General features: G+C 66.9%; 10 protein-coding genes. 4 read left to right on the forward strand and 6 right to left on the reverse strand.

The genetic code is table 11. The features are described 5' to 3' along the window. Positions 1-376 precede the first annotated feature (376 nt). The 4 genes from PV761_RS12130 to argS all read left to right on the forward strand — a co-directional run bounded on the left by PV761_RS12130 (position 377) and on the right by argS (position 6,721). Positions 377-1,021, forward strand: a complete 645-nt coding sequence (locus PV761_RS12130; RefSeq protein WP_347897022.1) for a hypothetical protein — start codon at positions 377-379, stop codon at positions 1,019-1,021. Positions 1,022-1,443: 422 nt separating this feature from the next. Next, positions 1,444-2,484 carry an o-succinylbenzoate synthase gene (locus PV761_RS12135; protein WP_347897024.1) on the forward strand — a complete coding sequence of 347 codons (1,041 nt, stop codon included), beginning with the start codon at positions 1,444-1,446 and terminating at the stop codon, positions 2,482-2,484. A 65-nt stretch (positions 2,485-2,549) separates the two neighbouring features. Continuing rightward, positions 2,550-4,634: a PhoX family phosphatase gene (locus PV761_RS12140; RefSeq protein ID WP_347897026.1), complete on the forward strand. Its 2,085-nt coding sequence runs from the start codon at positions 2,550-2,552 to the stop codon at positions 4,632-4,634. 284 nt (positions 4,635-4,918) lie between these two features. Beyond that, the gene (gene argS, locus PV761_RS12145) at positions 4,919-6,721 is read left to right on the forward strand and encodes an arginine--tRNA ligase (protein WP_347897028.1); all 1,803 of its coding nucleotides are present in this window, start codon (positions 4,919-4,921) and stop codon (positions 6,719-6,721) included. A 96-nt stretch (positions 6,722-6,817) separates the two neighbouring features. Here argS and PV761_RS12150 read toward each other — a convergent pair whose 3' ends face one another. The 6 genes from PV761_RS12150 to PV761_RS12175 all read right to left on the reverse strand — a co-directional run bounded on the left by PV761_RS12150 (position 6,818) and on the right by PV761_RS12175 (position 15,209). After that, a complete protein-coding gene (locus PV761_RS12150; protein ID WP_347897030.1) occupies positions 6,818-8,443 on the reverse strand; it encodes a glucoamylase family protein in 1,626 nt (541 codons plus the stop codon). Then, positions 8,440-10,374 (reverse strand): glycoside hydrolase family 3 N-terminal domain-containing protein, encoded by a 1,935-nt coding sequence (locus PV761_RS12155; RefSeq protein ID WP_347897032.1) that lies wholly within the window; start codon positions 10,372-10,374, stop codon positions 8,440-8,442. Before PV761_RS12155 ends, PV761_RS12150 begins: the two co-directional genes overlap by 4 nt. A gap of 52 nt (positions 10,375-10,426) precedes the next feature. Then, the gene (locus tag PV761_RS12160; RefSeq protein WP_347897034.1) at positions 10,427-11,404 is read right to left on the reverse strand and encodes a carbohydrate ABC transporter permease; all 978 of its coding nucleotides are present in this window, start codon (positions 11,402-11,404) and stop codon (positions 10,427-10,429) included. Between the two features lie 12 nt (positions 11,405-11,416). Then, positions 11,417-12,307, reverse strand: a complete 891-nt coding sequence (locus PV761_RS12165) for a sugar ABC transporter permease (protein WP_347897077.1) — start codon at positions 12,305-12,307, stop codon at positions 11,417-11,419. 86 nt (positions 12,308-12,393) lie between these two features. After that, entirely contained in the window at positions 12,394-13,668 is a 1,275-nt protein-coding gene (locus PV761_RS12170) for a sugar ABC transporter substrate-binding protein (RefSeq protein ID WP_028271568.1), read from the reverse strand. Between the two features lie 419 nt (positions 13,669-14,087). Next, positions 14,088-15,209, reverse strand: coding sequence for a LacI family DNA-binding transcriptional regulator (locus tag PV761_RS12175; RefSeq protein WP_347897036.1), 1,122 nt, complete (start codon positions 15,207-15,209; stop codon positions 14,088-14,090). Between the last annotated feature and the right edge of the window lie 87 nt (positions 15,210-15,296).

A 15,296-nucleotide genomic window follows, 5' to 3' on the forward strand; every position in this document is an offset into this window, starting at 1 on the left:
AGGGGAGCACCGTATCCGCCGCCGACACTGGCAACAATCCTGCGTCAAAACAGGTAGCAAATACTCGTGCCGGGCAGTGGCAGTTTTTCCTACGCTGGGACGTAGCGGGCGTCAGCCGATCAGCACTAAGCCGGCGGCCGTAGCGGATGCCAATGACCCGGGACGGTGACACGCCGGGCATTGGCGTCCGCAAAACCATGCCCGTTGACACCCCGGCGACGGCGGCGCTAGCTTGAACGTATTGCAGGCCTGAACACAGCGGCCGCAAGATCACCGCATCACAACTGGTCTCGCCGCCTTGATGGCATTTGATGTTATTACATCGGCAGGACAGGCTCCTGGGCCACCGCTCCTGCCACATTTCAGGAGTGCTGCCATGAACCGAACAATGAGGATTTTGTGCCTGCCCGCCACCCTGTCGCTGGCGCTGCTATCGGGGGTTTCGGCCCCCGCGTTTGCCGGATCCGACGGCGGAGGAGGTGCCGCGGGTCCGTGGCCCCCGCAGGACACCGACGGGAAGTACGTCTCCGTTCCCGATGCGTACTACGCGGACTACGAGTTCGAGGCCTGCGACACCACCATCAAGGTGTCATACGGTGACGAGCGCGAGCTGCAGTACAAGGGCGAGAAGAAGGACGACGGAACCCTGGTGATCAAATATCGGGGCGACATTACCGTGGACCTGACCCGCGACTCGGACAAGGCCACCATCGACGAGCTGGACATCTCCGGGCCCTTCACCATGAAGCTGGCTGCGGATGGCCTGAGCGCCTACCTTTCCGGCCGCGGTCCCGGCCTCGTGTATGCCATGAGTCCGGCCGAGGAGAAGGCCTTTGAGGATGAGGGACTGCCCAAGGCGTTCTACTTCAAGGAAGGGCGGCTGTCCGGCAAGGTTGTCTACTCTTCGACCGACCAGAAGGAAGTAGTCTCCGGCGAGATTACGCACAACAGCATCCGTAACGCCAAGGACATCTGCAAGCTGCTGGACCGCGCCAAGGATGACGACCACGGGCACCGGTAGCCCCGGGTCAAACGCCCACTGAATGCCCGCTTACCGGAGGCGGCCATCATGCGCTGCTGGCGGCGCGTGATGGCCGTTTCCTTGAGTACCTTCCGGCGGTAAAAACGAGTAGCACCCACTCATGCGGGCCCGGAGTCCAATCCCTAGGATTTTATTACCGGCCGGGTTTTACACCGGCCGCCCCGCAACAGACCAGGCGGTTAACCGCAGGGAATGCGTGCCCGGGGCTCCTTGAGCTGGGCCGGCGGCGACGAGTCTCATAAAACGTGAAGCTCGCCCCCAGTCGCCGCCGGCCCTACCAAGGATTTGCTGACCATTTGCTGGCCCAGGATTTGCCGGCCCAGACGCTGAAAGCGCAGGCCCCCTGACCTCAGACATGAACCTCAGCCGTGACCGTCAGACGCGGCCGGTAGAGTGAAATCATGCCCGCCGACGCAGTACGCCAGCACCCTGACTCGTTCCCGGCTTTGCCTTCGCTGGAGCAGCTTGCGGCGTCCGCCCATGTGGTGAGCCTGCCCATGCGCGTGAAGTTCCGGGGCATCACCCGGCGTGAGGCACTGCTGCTGGACGGCCCGCTCGGCTGGGGGGAATTCTGCCCCTTCCCCGAATACGACGACGCCGAAGCCTCCCGCTGGCTCGCCTCCGCCATCGAAGCCGGCTGGCAGGGATTTCCGCCGCCGCTCCGTTCGGTGATCCCCGTCAACGCCACGGTTCCCGCCGTTGCCGCGGACCGTGTTCCCGACGTCCTGGCCCGTTTCGGCCGGGTGGACGCCGTCAAGATCAAGGTTGCCGAACGCGGGCAAACGCTCGACGACGACGCCGCCCGGGTTGCCGCCGTCCGCAGCGCCCTCCCGGACGCAGCCATCCGGGTGGACGCGAACGGCGGCTGGGATGTGCCCGCCGCGGTCGAGGCACTGACCCGGCTGTCCGCCGTCGGGCTTGAATACGCCGAGCAGCCGGTGCCGGACATCGAAGGACTGGCCGAAGTGCGCCGCCGGCTGCTGGCTGCCGGCGTTCCCGTGCTGATCGCCGCCGATGAAAGCGTCCGCAAGGAAGCCGACCCCCTCCGTGTGGCGCGGGCGGGCGCGGCAGACCTCATCGTGGTGAAGGTGGCGCCGCTTGGGGGAGTACGGCGTGCCCTGGACATTGTCGCCCAAGCGGGGCTGCCCGCCGTCGTCAGTTCCGCCCTGGACACGTCTGTGGGAATCAGGGCCGGACTGGGCCTGGCGGCGGCGCTCCCCGAACTGCCCTATGCCTGCGGGCTGGGAACGGTCTCCCTCTTTGAGCAGGACATCACGCTGGATCCGCTGGTGGCCGACGACGGCGCCATCCGCCTCCGCGACGTCGCCGCCGACGCCGGGCTGCTGGAGCGCTACGCGGCTGCCCCCGACCGCCGGGACTGGTGGCTGGACCGCCTCCGCCGCGTCCACGCCGTGCTGTTCACCGGATCTTCACCTGTCTGACAACTGCCGGTAGGGATCCGCTGGAAGGGTGGGCGGGACCGCATCACATCCCTTGGAAGGCCCCCATGTCTGATACGACCGGACGTAAGTTTGCCCTGCTACCCATGCTCGGCCACACCAAAGGCAAGCGCAGCCCCGTCACCTGTGCGCTGAAGTGCGACAACGCCTGCTCGGGCGAGGTCTGCAACACCAGCTCCAACAGCTACTTCCGCGACATCGCCTCTGCCACGATGTCCCGCCGCGCCGCCCTCGGCTTCGGCGCCGCCGGCGCGCTCGCCGTCGTGCTCGGCAGTGCAGTAACGTCTGCCGGGACGGCAGTGGCCGACGGCGGGACCGGCCTCGCCGCCGCTGCAAAGGACGGCTTCGGCAAGTCCAAGCTGCAGTTCACCGCGATCCCGTCCATCGCCGCGGACGTGGACAAAATGACCGTGCCCGCAGGGTTCACCTGGCAGCCGGTCATCCGCTGGGGTGACCCGATTTTCAACACCGCGCCGGACTTCGACCTCAACAACCAGACGGCCGCCGCCCAGGAACAGCAGTTCGGCTACAACAACGACTACTCCGACATCCTGGAGATCCCGGGCAGCAAGGGCCGCCGCGCCGTGCTGTTCGCGAACCACGAGTACACCAACGACGCCATCATGTTCCCGGCCAGCATGCCGGCAGCGGATGTCCGGAAAGTCGGCGCCGCCGCGCACGGCCTCACGGTGGTGGAACTGGAGCGGAAGAACAAGAACAAGCCGTGGAGCTACGTCAAGGGTGCCGGGCTTAACCGCCGCTACCTGAACAGCACCGTCTACGAACTCACGGGTCCCGTTGCGGGCTCCTCCCTGGTTAAGACCAAGGACGATGATGCGGGCCGCTGGATCAAGGGAACCCTCGGAAACTGCTCAGGCGGCACCACCCCCTGGGGCACCATCCTTTCCGGCGAAGAGAACTTCAACGGCTACTTCGTCTCCCCGGGCACGTCCGACTACGACAAGCGCTACGGCCTGACGAACAAGCCCACGGCCCGCCAGTGGGAACTGGACGATCCCCGCTTTGACACCCGCAACACCGGCTACGGGAACGAGGCCAACCGCTTCGGCTGGATCGTGGAAGTCGACCCGTTCGACCCCACCTCCACACCGAAGAAGCACTCCTCGCTGGGCCGCTTCAAGCACGAGGGCGCCAACGTGATCGTGGCCGAGTCCGGCCATGTGGTGGCCTACTCGGGCGACGACGAGCGCTTCGACTACCTCTACAAGTTCGTCTCCAAGGACAAGTACCGCGAGGGCGACCGCAAGCACAACATGACGCTGCTGTCCGCGGGCAACCTGTACGTGGCCAAGTTCACCGGCAGTTCGCCGGCGGCCGAGATCACCGGCACCGGCGCTGTTCCGTCCGACGGTTCGTTCGACGGCACCGGCGAGTGGCTGCCGCTGGTGGTTGACGGCGCCTCGGCCGTGCCCGGGATGACCGTCGAGGAAGTCCTGGTGTACACCCGCCTCGCGGCCGACAAGGTGGGCCCCACCAAGATGGACCGCTGCGAGGACGTGCAGCCCAGCCTGCACACCGGCAAGGTCTACGTGGCCTGCACCAACAACTCCGACCGCGGCAAGGTGGGCAAGGAAGGCGCCACCGAGATCAACCCGCGCAACGCCAACCGCGACGGCCACATCGTGGAGATCACCGAAACCGGCGACCAGACCTCCACCAAGTTCACGTGGAACCTGCTGATGGTCTGCGGCGATCCGGCCCAGGGCGACGTCACCTACTTCTCCGGCTTCCCGGTGGACCAGGTCTCGCCGATCTCCTGCCCGGACAACCTCGCGTTCGACTCCGTGGGCAACCTCTGGATCTCCACCGACGGCGCCCCCTCCGGCATCGGCCGCGCGGACGGCCTGTTCAAGGTGACGCTCGACGGCGCCGAACGCGGCAAGGTGGAGCAGTTCCTGGCCGTGCCCCGCGACGGCGAGACCTGCGGACCGATCATCCACGACGACGAGCGCACCGTTTTCGTCTCCGTGCAGCACCCGGGTGAGGAAGGCACGTTCGACGCGCCCAACTCGTACTTCCCGGACTACGTTCCGGCAGGCACGACGCCGGCACGCGGCCAGGCGCGCGCCCCGCGCCCGTCCGTGGTCCAGGTCTTCCGCACGGACGCCTAGCCCCTACCGGCCTCAGCGCCCCTTCCCGGCCTGCACACCCGCCAGTCCCGACTACTACCGACGCTCTCTCAGTTCCTGCCGGTTTTTCGGGACGCTCTCTCACCTGTGGTGGGTTTTTTCTGAACGTTCTCTCACCTCCGCTGCCGCCGGCAGGGAGGTGAGAGAGCGTTTCTTTTTGGGGCGGCAGAAAGTGCGAGAGGGTTTTGGCTTTAGCCGCAGGAAGTGAGAGAGGGGCGGAAGGGGGTTGGGCTGATAATTTTGAGTTTGTGAATAATCCGGCCGAGATGGTTGTCCCCAGAGTCCAGGCAGCTATTGCCCAAGCGTTCGGCGAAGAATTCCGCGACACCGATCCGGTGGTCCGGCCCTCGCAGTTCGCGGACATCCAGATCAACGCCGCCATGGCCCTCGCCAAGAAGGTGGGCCTCCCGCCACGCGATGCCGCTGCCCGGATCGTCGAGGCGCTGGAACTCGACGGACTCTGCACCGGCGTGGAAATCTCCGGGCCCGGCTTCATCAACCTCACGTTCGACGGCACGTGGATCGAAGAACTCCTCAACGCCCAGGCTGACACGGCTCAGGCGCCCCAGCCGCAAGGCGGGCCGGAGACGCAAGCCCGTCGCGTCGTCGTCGACTATTCCTCCCCAAACGTTGCGAAGGAAATGCACGTTGGCCACCTCCGCACCACCGTGGTGGGGGACAGCCTGGTCCGGGTCCTTGAGGCGCTGGGCCACACGGTGATGCGGCAGAACCACATCGGCGACTGGGGAACTCCCTTTGGCATGCTGATCGAGCACTGGCTGGAGATCGGCGAGGATTCGCCCGAGGCCGCCCTGCTCGTGGAGGACCCCAGCGCGTTCTACCAGGCAGCGCGGGCGAAGTTCGACAACTCCGATTCCGGTCCGGACAGCTTTGCGACGCGGGCCCGCCTTCGCGTGGTGTCGCTGCAGTCGGCCCACGAGGAGACGCTGGAAGTCTGGCAGCGTCTGGTGGACCATTCGAAGGTCTACTTCAATGCCATCTACGCCACGCTGGGGGTGAGCCTCGAGGACGAGCACATCGCCGGCGAAAGCTCGTACGATCCCCATTTAGCACAGCTGTGCCAGGAACTGGAGGAGCGCGGCCTGGCCCGCGTGAGCGAGGGCGCGCTGTGCACGTTCCCCGCGGGCTTCACCGGCAGGGACGGCGAGCCGCTGCCGCTCATCATCCGCAAATCCGACGGCGGCTACGGGTACGCGACGACCGACCTCGCCACCATCCGGTACCGGGTGCACGAACTCCATGCCGACCGCATCCTGTACGTCGTTGGCGCGCCGCAGAACGTCCACCTGCGGATGGTCATTGAAACCGCCCGCGAAGCCGGATGGCTGCCGGACACCGTCGAGGCCACTCATGTGCAGATCGGCAACGTGCTGGGCGAAGACGGCAAGATCCTGAAGTCCCGCTCGGGCACTCCGGTGAAGCTCATGGCGCTGCTGGACGAAGCCGTGGAACGCGCCCGCGCCGTGGTGGATGCGAGCCGTCCCGACCTCTCGGAGGACGAACGCGCCGTGACCGCCCGGCAGGTGGGGATCGGTGCCGTGAAGTACGCAGACCTCTCCGTGGGGCATGATACCGAGTATGTATTCGACTTCGACCGGATGCTGGCACTGAGCGGGAACACCGGCCCGTATGTGCAGTACGCCGCCGCCAGGATCCGCTCCATCCTGCGGAAGGCGGGGGAGGCTGTGTCCGTTGGCGGGGCTCCGGCGGGAGCTGCGCCGGGGACGGCGGAGGCCGGGCCCCTCGAGGGGGAGCCGACGGCGGGAGTAAGGATCGCCGTCGTCGAACCCGCCGAGCGTGCCCTGGCGCTCCACCTGCTGGAGTACGGCGCTACGCTGCGGAGGGTCGGCGAGCTGCTGGAGCCGCACCGTCTGTGTGCGTACCTGTTCGAACTCTCGCAGCTCTTCACCTCGTTCTACGACCAGTGCCCCGTCCTGAAAGCGGACGAGTCCGTCCGCGAGTCGCGGCTCGCCCTGTGCACACTGGTCCTCCACAGGCTCACCGAGGGTCTGGACCTGCTGGGCATCGAGGCGCCCGAGAACATGTAGCCGTAGGTTGCCGGCCCCGGCCCCATTCCCGCCGCCGCCCGGCGCCGGGAAGTGAGAGAGCGTTTGGGTTGGGGCGCCGGGAAGTGAGAGAGCGTCCTAGCCGGCCAGGCCCGCGCCGAACTCCTCGACCTCGATCAGCGGTTTGATGACCGCTTCCACCTCGCCCTGGACGAAGTTGCGGCGGATCACGTTGTTGCCGAAGACGTTGCCGATCGCGCCCAGGACCATGGCCTGGTCCAGCGAGAGGTAGCGCCGGGCGACGGTTCCGGACTTGACGGCCACCGCATCGAAGAAGCCGCCGGCGCCGTATGCGCCGAGGTCGCGTTCGATCTTGACCAGGTTGTCGTACGCTTCGCGGGGCTCGTATTCCATCGCGAGGAATGCGGCGTGCGGAGTCACCACGCCGTCGCCCCAGGCCGGGGTCGGATTGCCGGCCGGGCGGCACCCGTCGAAGCCGGTGTCCACGCTGGTGCGTTCGACGTCGGACGGGTAGCCGTCGCTGCTCATGCCCAGCGCATCGACGCCCCACTCGGAGTAGCCGCCGTTCGGGTGGCTGGCCGGCGAGAAGCCCCAGTACCCGTACTTGGCGTCGTCCAGGCCGAACTCGCGCTGGGCACGGACGGTCAGCGGATGGTTGATGCCCCAGGCCTTCGGCGCCCAGCTGGACTCCGGAACGAACAGGTCCGGCATGAGGGACTCGAACATGTCCCCGCCCCAGCTCGGCACGATCCGCATGCCGCGGTACGTGTAGGCGCCCTCGAAGACGTCGATGCCCTGGTACGTCCGGGTCTGGCCCGCCGGCTTCTGCTCCTGCCACGACCAGTCGCAGCTGTCCGGGAAGACCCGCATGGTGGCGAAGTAGTGCGCCGGCGGCAGCTGGCCCAGGGCAATGCCGATATATGTGGCGATCCGCGGCTCGGAGTTGGTGACGTCGTAGTGGTTCATCGTGTAGTAGACGTCCGGGCCGCGGCCGAGGTAGTTGCCCTGGACCGTTTCCACCGGCGGTTTGACGTCGTAGAAGCCGCCGCGCAGCAGCCCGGCGGCAATGCCGGGCCGGGCGTCCTTGTTGTAGAAGATCCCGAAGTCCATCCTGCCCAGAATGGTGTTGGCCAGCCCGGCCACCTTCGGCTCTGCGTTGCGGACCACCATCAGGGCGGCAGCGAACCAGCCGTTGTCCACGCTGGACATGAACGGCGCCACGGGGTTCCCGTTCTCGGGCCACACGGTGATGACTTCCCCTGTGGCTTCGTCGTACCAGTTGTAGAGCATGCCGCTGGGCTCGTGGTGCTTGAGCCCGGCCAGGGTGGTGAGGGTGCGGGTGAGCCGCTCCCGGCACTCGCTGGCGCTGATGATGTTCAGCTCCCGGGCCACCACGGTGCTCCACATGTAGCCGCCGATGTTGGTGGGCGAGGTGAAGCCGCTGCGCTTCGGCGCGGTGATGGACTCGCCGATGTAGTCGGCCGGCAGGCCGGTTGTGGAATCGGTCATGGCAACCAGCGATTTCCAGGTGTCCTGGGCCCAGCGCGTGATGACGTTGCGGTCCACCCCGCCCAGGTTCCGTGCGCGGGAAAAGTACGACGCCGGTTCCGCACCTGCCGCTGCGAAGCCGGGTTTCGCTGTGGCGGCGGCGAGTCCGGTGACGGCAAAGGCGGCCGCGCCGGCGAGGAGCTGGCGGCGGCTGGCGGTGGAGAATCCCGGGGCGGCTTCGAAGCGCTGGTTCATGAGCTCAGTCCTGACTGGCTAGCGGCGGCGGTTCCGGACCGCGGGGCGTGGGCGGCCAGGACGTGCGGAAGGCGCAGGCCGTGCCCGAACGGGAAGAGGGGATCGGCGGTGTCTCCGGGGACATCCGAGCGCGAAGCACGCACGGCGTCCATGGACCGCGGGATATCGAAGGGCAGGCTGCCCTGCGGCTCAATTCGCCCGAACAGGGCATCGAGGAGTGCCGCGTCCGAGACACCGAAGGTGCCCACCAGGGCCGAGGCGAACTCCGCCAGGGGCGTGAGGATGGCAGGCCGGTCCAGCCGCACGTCGATGATCAGCGGAACCTTCGCGGCCAGGGTGCGGAGCCGGGAAACCAACCCGGGCGGGAAGTCCAGGCTTCCGGCGTGGAAGTGCTGCTCCAGGAACAGGTCGTCGCGGTGGTCCCAGGGGGAGTGCAGCCGGATCACGGCAACATCCGCCTGGTCCGGGTCCTGAACTACAGTGCCGAAACCGTCGAAACTCAGCGGGTCCATGCCCTCCACGTAGACGGCGGGTGAGCCGGCCAGCGGCAGTGCGGTCCCGGCGTCGTGCGTTCCGTTGGCCAGCACCGTGACGGACTGTGCCTGGGCGCGGTGGCCTTCACGCCGGAACTCGGCGTTGCCCACGGTTTCGGCCGCGGCGTCCTCGTCCACGAAGGGGTTGTCGAACAGTCCGAGCTGGAACTTGACCAGGAGCAGCCGACGGGCCGACTCATCGAGCCGTTCCTCGCTGACCAGCCCGTCCCGGACCAGGCCGAGGAGCAGTTCGGTGCATTCCTCGCCGCCGAACTGGTCCACGCCTGCGTTCAGGATCTTCAGCATCCGCTCGGGCGCGGTGAGCTCTTCGACGCCCCAGGCCCGGGCCGGCAGCACCTGGTCTCCGACGATGTTGTCGTTGACCAGCTCCCAGTCGCTGAGCACCACGCCGTCGTAGCCGAGCTTCTCGCGGAGCAGGCCGGTGATGATCTGCTTGTTGTAGCCGAAGCCGACTTCCTCCACCGGTTCGCCGTCCAGCTCGACGCCGATCGGCATGCCGTAATAGGGCATGATGGCGCTGGTCTTCTCCGCGATGGCGGCGCGGAACGGTGCCAGGTGCTCGTCGAAGCGGCCGCCGGGGTAGACCTGTTCGCGGCCGTAGGGGAAGTGGGCGTCCTCGCCGTCGCGCTGCGGCCCGCCGCCCGGGAAGTGCTTGGTGGTGCACGCGACGCTGTCCGGCCCCAGCTCGTCGCCCTGGAAGCCCTGGAGGTATTCGACGACGTACTTGGAGCTAAGGTCCGAGTCCTGCCCGAAGGTTCCGGCCTGCCGGCACCAGCGCGGCTCGGTGGCGAGGTCAACCGTGGGGTGCAGGGCGGCGCGGATGCCGACGGCGGTGTATTCCTTGCGGGCGATCTCGGCGAAGCGGCGGATCAGCTCCGCACTGCCGACGGCGGCCAGTCCGATCGGCTCGGGCCACTGCGAAAAATGGGCCGCAGTGAACGAGACGCCGGAGTTCTCGATGAAGGCGTGGCGGGGGTCGGTGGAGATGGTCACCGGGATGCCGTGCGGGGTCTGCTCGGCAAGGGCCTGCAGGGCGTTGCTCCAGCGGGCCGCCTCGCGGGCGGTGCCCAGCGCGTGGATGTTGAAGTGGTTCATGAACTTGCCCAGGATCACGGTGCTGGTGGGCGACTTGCTGATGTTGCCGGGTGTCTCGAGCAGGGTGCCGTCCGGGCCGGTTTCGATGACGGTGTGGAACATCAGCCCGGCCTTTTCCTCGAGGCTGAGGCGGCCCACGAGGTCGGCGGCGCGTTCGTGCGGGCTGAGGTCCGGGTTTTCGAAGGGATCCATGATCCCGTTGCCGTTGAGGTCCCGGTAGGGGGTGCCGCCGTCAGCCACGGAGGTGACGGGGCGCGGGCTGGTATGGGTGTGTGAAGTCATGGGTGCTCTCTTGCGTCAGGTGAAGTCTGGAAGGGCAGGGGAGAAGGCGGCTCTATTTGATGCCGGTGGCTGCGACGCCCTGGATGAAGTAGCGCTGCAGGGAGACGAACAGCAGGATGATGGGCGTGATCACCAGGACCGATCCAGCGAGGAGCAGGCCGTAGTCGGTGGCGTTCTGGCCGGTGGAATACAGGGACAGGGCCACCGGCAGGGTGTACATGTCCTCGGTCTGCGCCACCACCAGCGGCCACAGGAAGTTGTTCCATGACCCGAGGAAGGTCAGGATGCCGAGGGTGGCCAGCGGCGGCCCGCACAGGGGCATAACGATCCGCAGGAACGTGCGGAGTTCGCCGGCGCCGTCGATCCGGGCCGCTTCGATCAGGGAGTCCGGGATGCCCATGATGAACTGGCGCATCAGGAACACGCCCATCGGGGCGGCCAGGAACGGCAGGATCAGGGCCGGGTAGGTGCTGACCAGGCCCAGCTTGCTCACCATCACGAACAGCGGCACGAACGTGACCACACCCGGGACCATCAGCATGACCATGACCAGCAGGAAGAGGAAGCGCTTGCCCGGGAAATCCATCTTGGCCAGCGCGTAGCCCACCATGGAGCAGAACAGCAGGTTGCCGAGGACAGTGAACACGGCCACCACCACGCTGTTCAGGAAAAACGTGCCGATGTGCAGCTCGTTGAACCAGACCAGGAAGTTGTCCAGCGTGGGCTGCTCCGGCCACCAGGTGATGGGCCGGCGGAGGAGCTCGCCCTGGGTCTTGAACGCGCCGAGGAACATCCAGGCAAACGGCAGGAGAGTCGCGGAAACGGCCACCACCAGGACAGCGTAGGTCAGCGTGCGGCGCGCCGGCGCGCGGCGGCTGGACCGCCGTCGTGCGTTGCGCTGTTGAGGGGAACCACCGGTGGTTCCGGCCGGGATCGCTCCGCGTACGACGGCGGCGGGTTCCGTTCCGGTGGACGCTGCGGCGGGTGCCGGGGCCGCGGGAAGCGGCGCTGAAGTTTCGGGGATCGTCATGGGGATCGGTCCTCAGTCCTTGGATCGCAGGGCTCGGAATTGGAGCAGGCTCAACAGTGCGATGGCCACGAAGAGCACGTAGCTGGCCGCGGAGGCCAGGCCGTATTTGCCGAACCCGAACTGGTTGTACGTGAAGTAGCTGACGGACAGGGTCGAATCCAGAGGGCCGCCCTTGGTCATGACGAACGGTTCTTCGAAGAACTGCAGGAAGCCGACGGAGAGCAGTACGGTTCCCAGCAGGAGCGTGGGGCGCAGCATGGGCAGGGTGATCCGCATGAACCGCTGCCAGGCGTTGGCGCCGTCCACTTCGGCGGCCTCGAGGATGTCGCCCGGAACAGCCTGCAGCCCGGCCAGGAAGATGATCATGAGCGTGCCCAGGTTCCGCCAGACGGCCAGCAGGATCAGGGCCGGCATGGACCAGGTGGTGCTGTTGAGCCAGTCCGGGCCGGCGATTCCCACCCAGCCGAGGATGACGTTCAGGAGCCCGTCAGGCTGCAGGATGAACCGCCACACCACAGCCACGGCCACGATGCTGGTGACCACAGGGGTGTAAAAACCCACGCGGAAGGCGGTGCGGAAACGCGTGATGCCGTTGTTGAGGGCTACCGCAAGAGCGAGGGCAAGGACCGTGGTGAGCGGGATGCCGACCACCACGAAATAGGCCGTGTTCAACACGGAGTGCAGGAACTGCGGGTTCCGGAAAAGCGCGGCGTACTCGTCAATCCCGACGAATCCGACCGCCAGGGGGTTCTCGATGTCGCGGCTGGTGAAGTCGGTGAATGACATCAGGAACGACGACACCAGCGGTCCCAGCATGAACACGGAGAAGATGAGGACGAAAGGCAGCGCGAACAGCCACGCCGTCAGCGCGTTCCTGCGCCGCCGCGTCTGCCCTGCGCGCACCTTGGCGCGAGCCGGAGGCCTGCCGGCACTTTTGGTGCCGGCAGGCGGTTTGGTGCCGGCAGGCGGCGCGTTGGTGGTGGCCACTGTTACTTCCCGGTGCCGATCGAATCTGCGGCCTGCTGCAGGGACTTCAGCGCCTCCGCGGGGTCCTTGCCGGCCTTGACGATCTGTTCGATTTCGCTGTCAGCGGCCGCGGCGACCTGGGTCCACGTGGTGACGGCCGGCGGGTTGTTGGTGGTCTTGAGCTGGTCGCCGAAGACGGAGAGCTTGCTGTCTCCCGCCAGGGACTGGTCCTTCCAGGCACTCTGCTGCGAGGGGAGGTCGCCGGTGGCCTTGTACCACTTGAGCTGGACCTCGGGCTTGGACAGCCACTGCAGGAGCTTCCAGGAAGCATCGCGGTTCTGGGACTTCTTGAACACCACCATGTTGGAGCCGCCGACGAAGGACGTTGAGGTCTTCTCCTTGGGCATGGGGGCAACCTTGTACTTGTCCTCAAAGCCTGCGCCGCCGGCCTTGTTGAGCAGGCCGACGTGCCACGGGCCGCTGATCATCATGGGGGCGGAACCGTCCACGAAGGATGCTTCGGCAGTGGTTCCGGTGGACACGGCCTTGGACGCGAGCCCGTCGGCGAAGAAGCTGGAGTAGTACTTCAGCGCCTCTGCCGCTTCGGGGGTGTCGAGGGTCCACTTGGTGCCGTCGTCGTTCATCAGCTTCGCGCCGTTGGACCACTGGAAGGGGAGGGTGTCCAGGTACGAACCGGCGACGCCGGCGGGCAGCTGGACCCCGTATTTTGCCCCGGCCTTCTCCTGGAGACCCTTGGCGAGGGCTTTGAAGTCATCCCAGGTTTCGGGCGCCTTGGTGATGCCGGCCTTCTCCGCGAGGTCGCTGCGGTAGTAGACCACACGGGTGTCGACGTACCACGGGACGCCGTAGGTGGTGCCTTCGACTTCGGTTGACTTTACCGAGCCGGGGAAGAAGTCGCTGGTGCTGATCTCCTGGGGCGTGGCATCGAAGGAATTGGCGAAATCGCCCATCCAGGTGGTGCCCATCTGGGCGACGTCCGGGGTGGTGCCGCCGGCGATGGCGGTCTGGTACTTGCTGAGCGCGGCGTCCCACGGGATGGCCGTGACGTTGACCTTGACGCCGGGGTTTTCGGCTTCGAATTCCTTGAGCAGCGCCGGAAGGGCTTCGCCTTCGCTGCCCTGGGCCCACAGCGTGATGGTGCCGGATGCCGGGCCCGAGGCAACGGGCTTGGCCGACGACGCGGCGGACGAACCTGCGGAGTCCCGGCCGCAGCCGGTGAGCAGCAGTGCGGCAGCGAGGCCGACGGCGGCTGCCTTCTTGGCGTTCGGATGGATCATCATTGTTCCTTTCATCGGTCCCGCAGGCGCGGCCGGCTTCGGCTTGGCTTCGGGCTCATGCCTGGGCCGGTGCTTCGGCTGGTGCGTAGCGGGGCGGGGCCGGTGAGGGCACCGTTCTGCAAAAGTATCTAAGCGCTTTGATTTATCGCTCGAACCAATCTAAGCGCATTGAATGTGATCTTGGCAACAGGTAGCCGGAAGAAAGTTGTTGCGCGGGGAGTGGGTGCTCGGGCGCGGCTGGGGTGCTCCGGCGGCGCGAGGGAGCGCGAGGGAGGCGCGACGGAGGGTTTCCGGAGTGGCTGCGGACGGGGTGCGCGGGGCGCGCGGGTCGAAGCTCAAGTGGGGGAGCGCGAAGGCGAGGAGTGCCGCGCGGGCAGTCCCGCCGTCGTCGGGCGCTTCTGTTGTTTGCGGCGGCGGGCTTAGCCCGGCTGGCAGCCGCAGCTTTCACGTAGCACGACGCGCACGGGAAGCCTGAGGTTCACGGCAGGCTTGTCGGGATGGTCCAGCCGGTCCAGGAGCAGTTCCACCATGGTGCGTCCCATTTGTTCCATGGGCTGGCGCACGGTGGTAAGCGACGGCTTGATGACCCGCCCGGCAGCGATTCCGTCGAAGCCCGTCACGGCAACGTCCTGGGGAATCCCGACACCGGCGGCGGCCAGGGCGTCCATCACCACCAGCGCGTCCTGATCGGTGGCGCATACGAAGGCCTCGGGCAATGAGCCCTGCCGAAGGATGTCGGCGACGACTTCCGTCAGGGATTGTTCGCTGCCGCACGGGTATTTCGGCTCGCGCGTTGCCGGCAGTCCCGCATCGTGAAGTGCCGCCCGGAAACCTTCGAGCCGTTGCTCATTGTCCGAGGACGGCATGCCGCCAAGGAACAGCAGATCCGAGAGGCCGTGCGCGGAGATGAGGTGTTCGGTGATGGCCCGCACCCCGGAAATGTTGTCCACAGTGACGTGGTCCAACGCGCGGTTGTTCACGTTCTCGGACACTTCCACCACGGGGATGCGGCGGGCGATCCGGGCAAGGGCTTCGCTCGGGACGGAACGCGGAAACACGGCCAGCCCGTCGACGCGGCCGGCAATGTCCGACAGCACGGCCTCGTTGTTTTCCGGGTTTCCGCCGCCAACGAGCAGCGCCTGCCCCCGGCGCCAGCACTCGAGCTCAACGCCACGCTGGACCTCGTCCACATACAGCGGAAACAGCCGGAGATCCTCGTTCCGGCGCTCAAGGTCGGCGGCCGCCGGGTTCTCGGGGTTTTCGGTGTTGTCGGTGTTTTCGGGGGCCGGGCCGTCGCCGCGGATGCCGTCGGCCGGGTCCAGCAGGTAGTCGTAGGCAAAAAGCCCCAGGGCGCCCGTGCGGCCCCTTGCCAGGCCGCGCGCGCTGGCGCTGGGGACGTAACCCAGTTCTTCCGCGGCAGCGAGGACAAGTTCGCGCGTGGACGCCTTCACTTTGTCGGGCTGCCGGAAGGTGAACGAGACGGTCGCGATGGAGACGCCCGCCCGCTCTGCGACGTGATAAACCGTGGGACCTTTTGCCATTGTCGGCCTCCTTCTCCCACGAGTCTATGCGCTTAGCATTCCCCTGTGGAGTGCATGGCGTTTCCAACGCTCTCTCAGGTCCTGCCT

The sequence above is a fragment of the Arthrobacter sp. CC3 genome, assembly GCF_039907775.1.
Classification (GTDB): Bacteria; Actinomycetota; Actinomycetes; order Actinomycetales; family Micrococcaceae; genus Arthrobacter.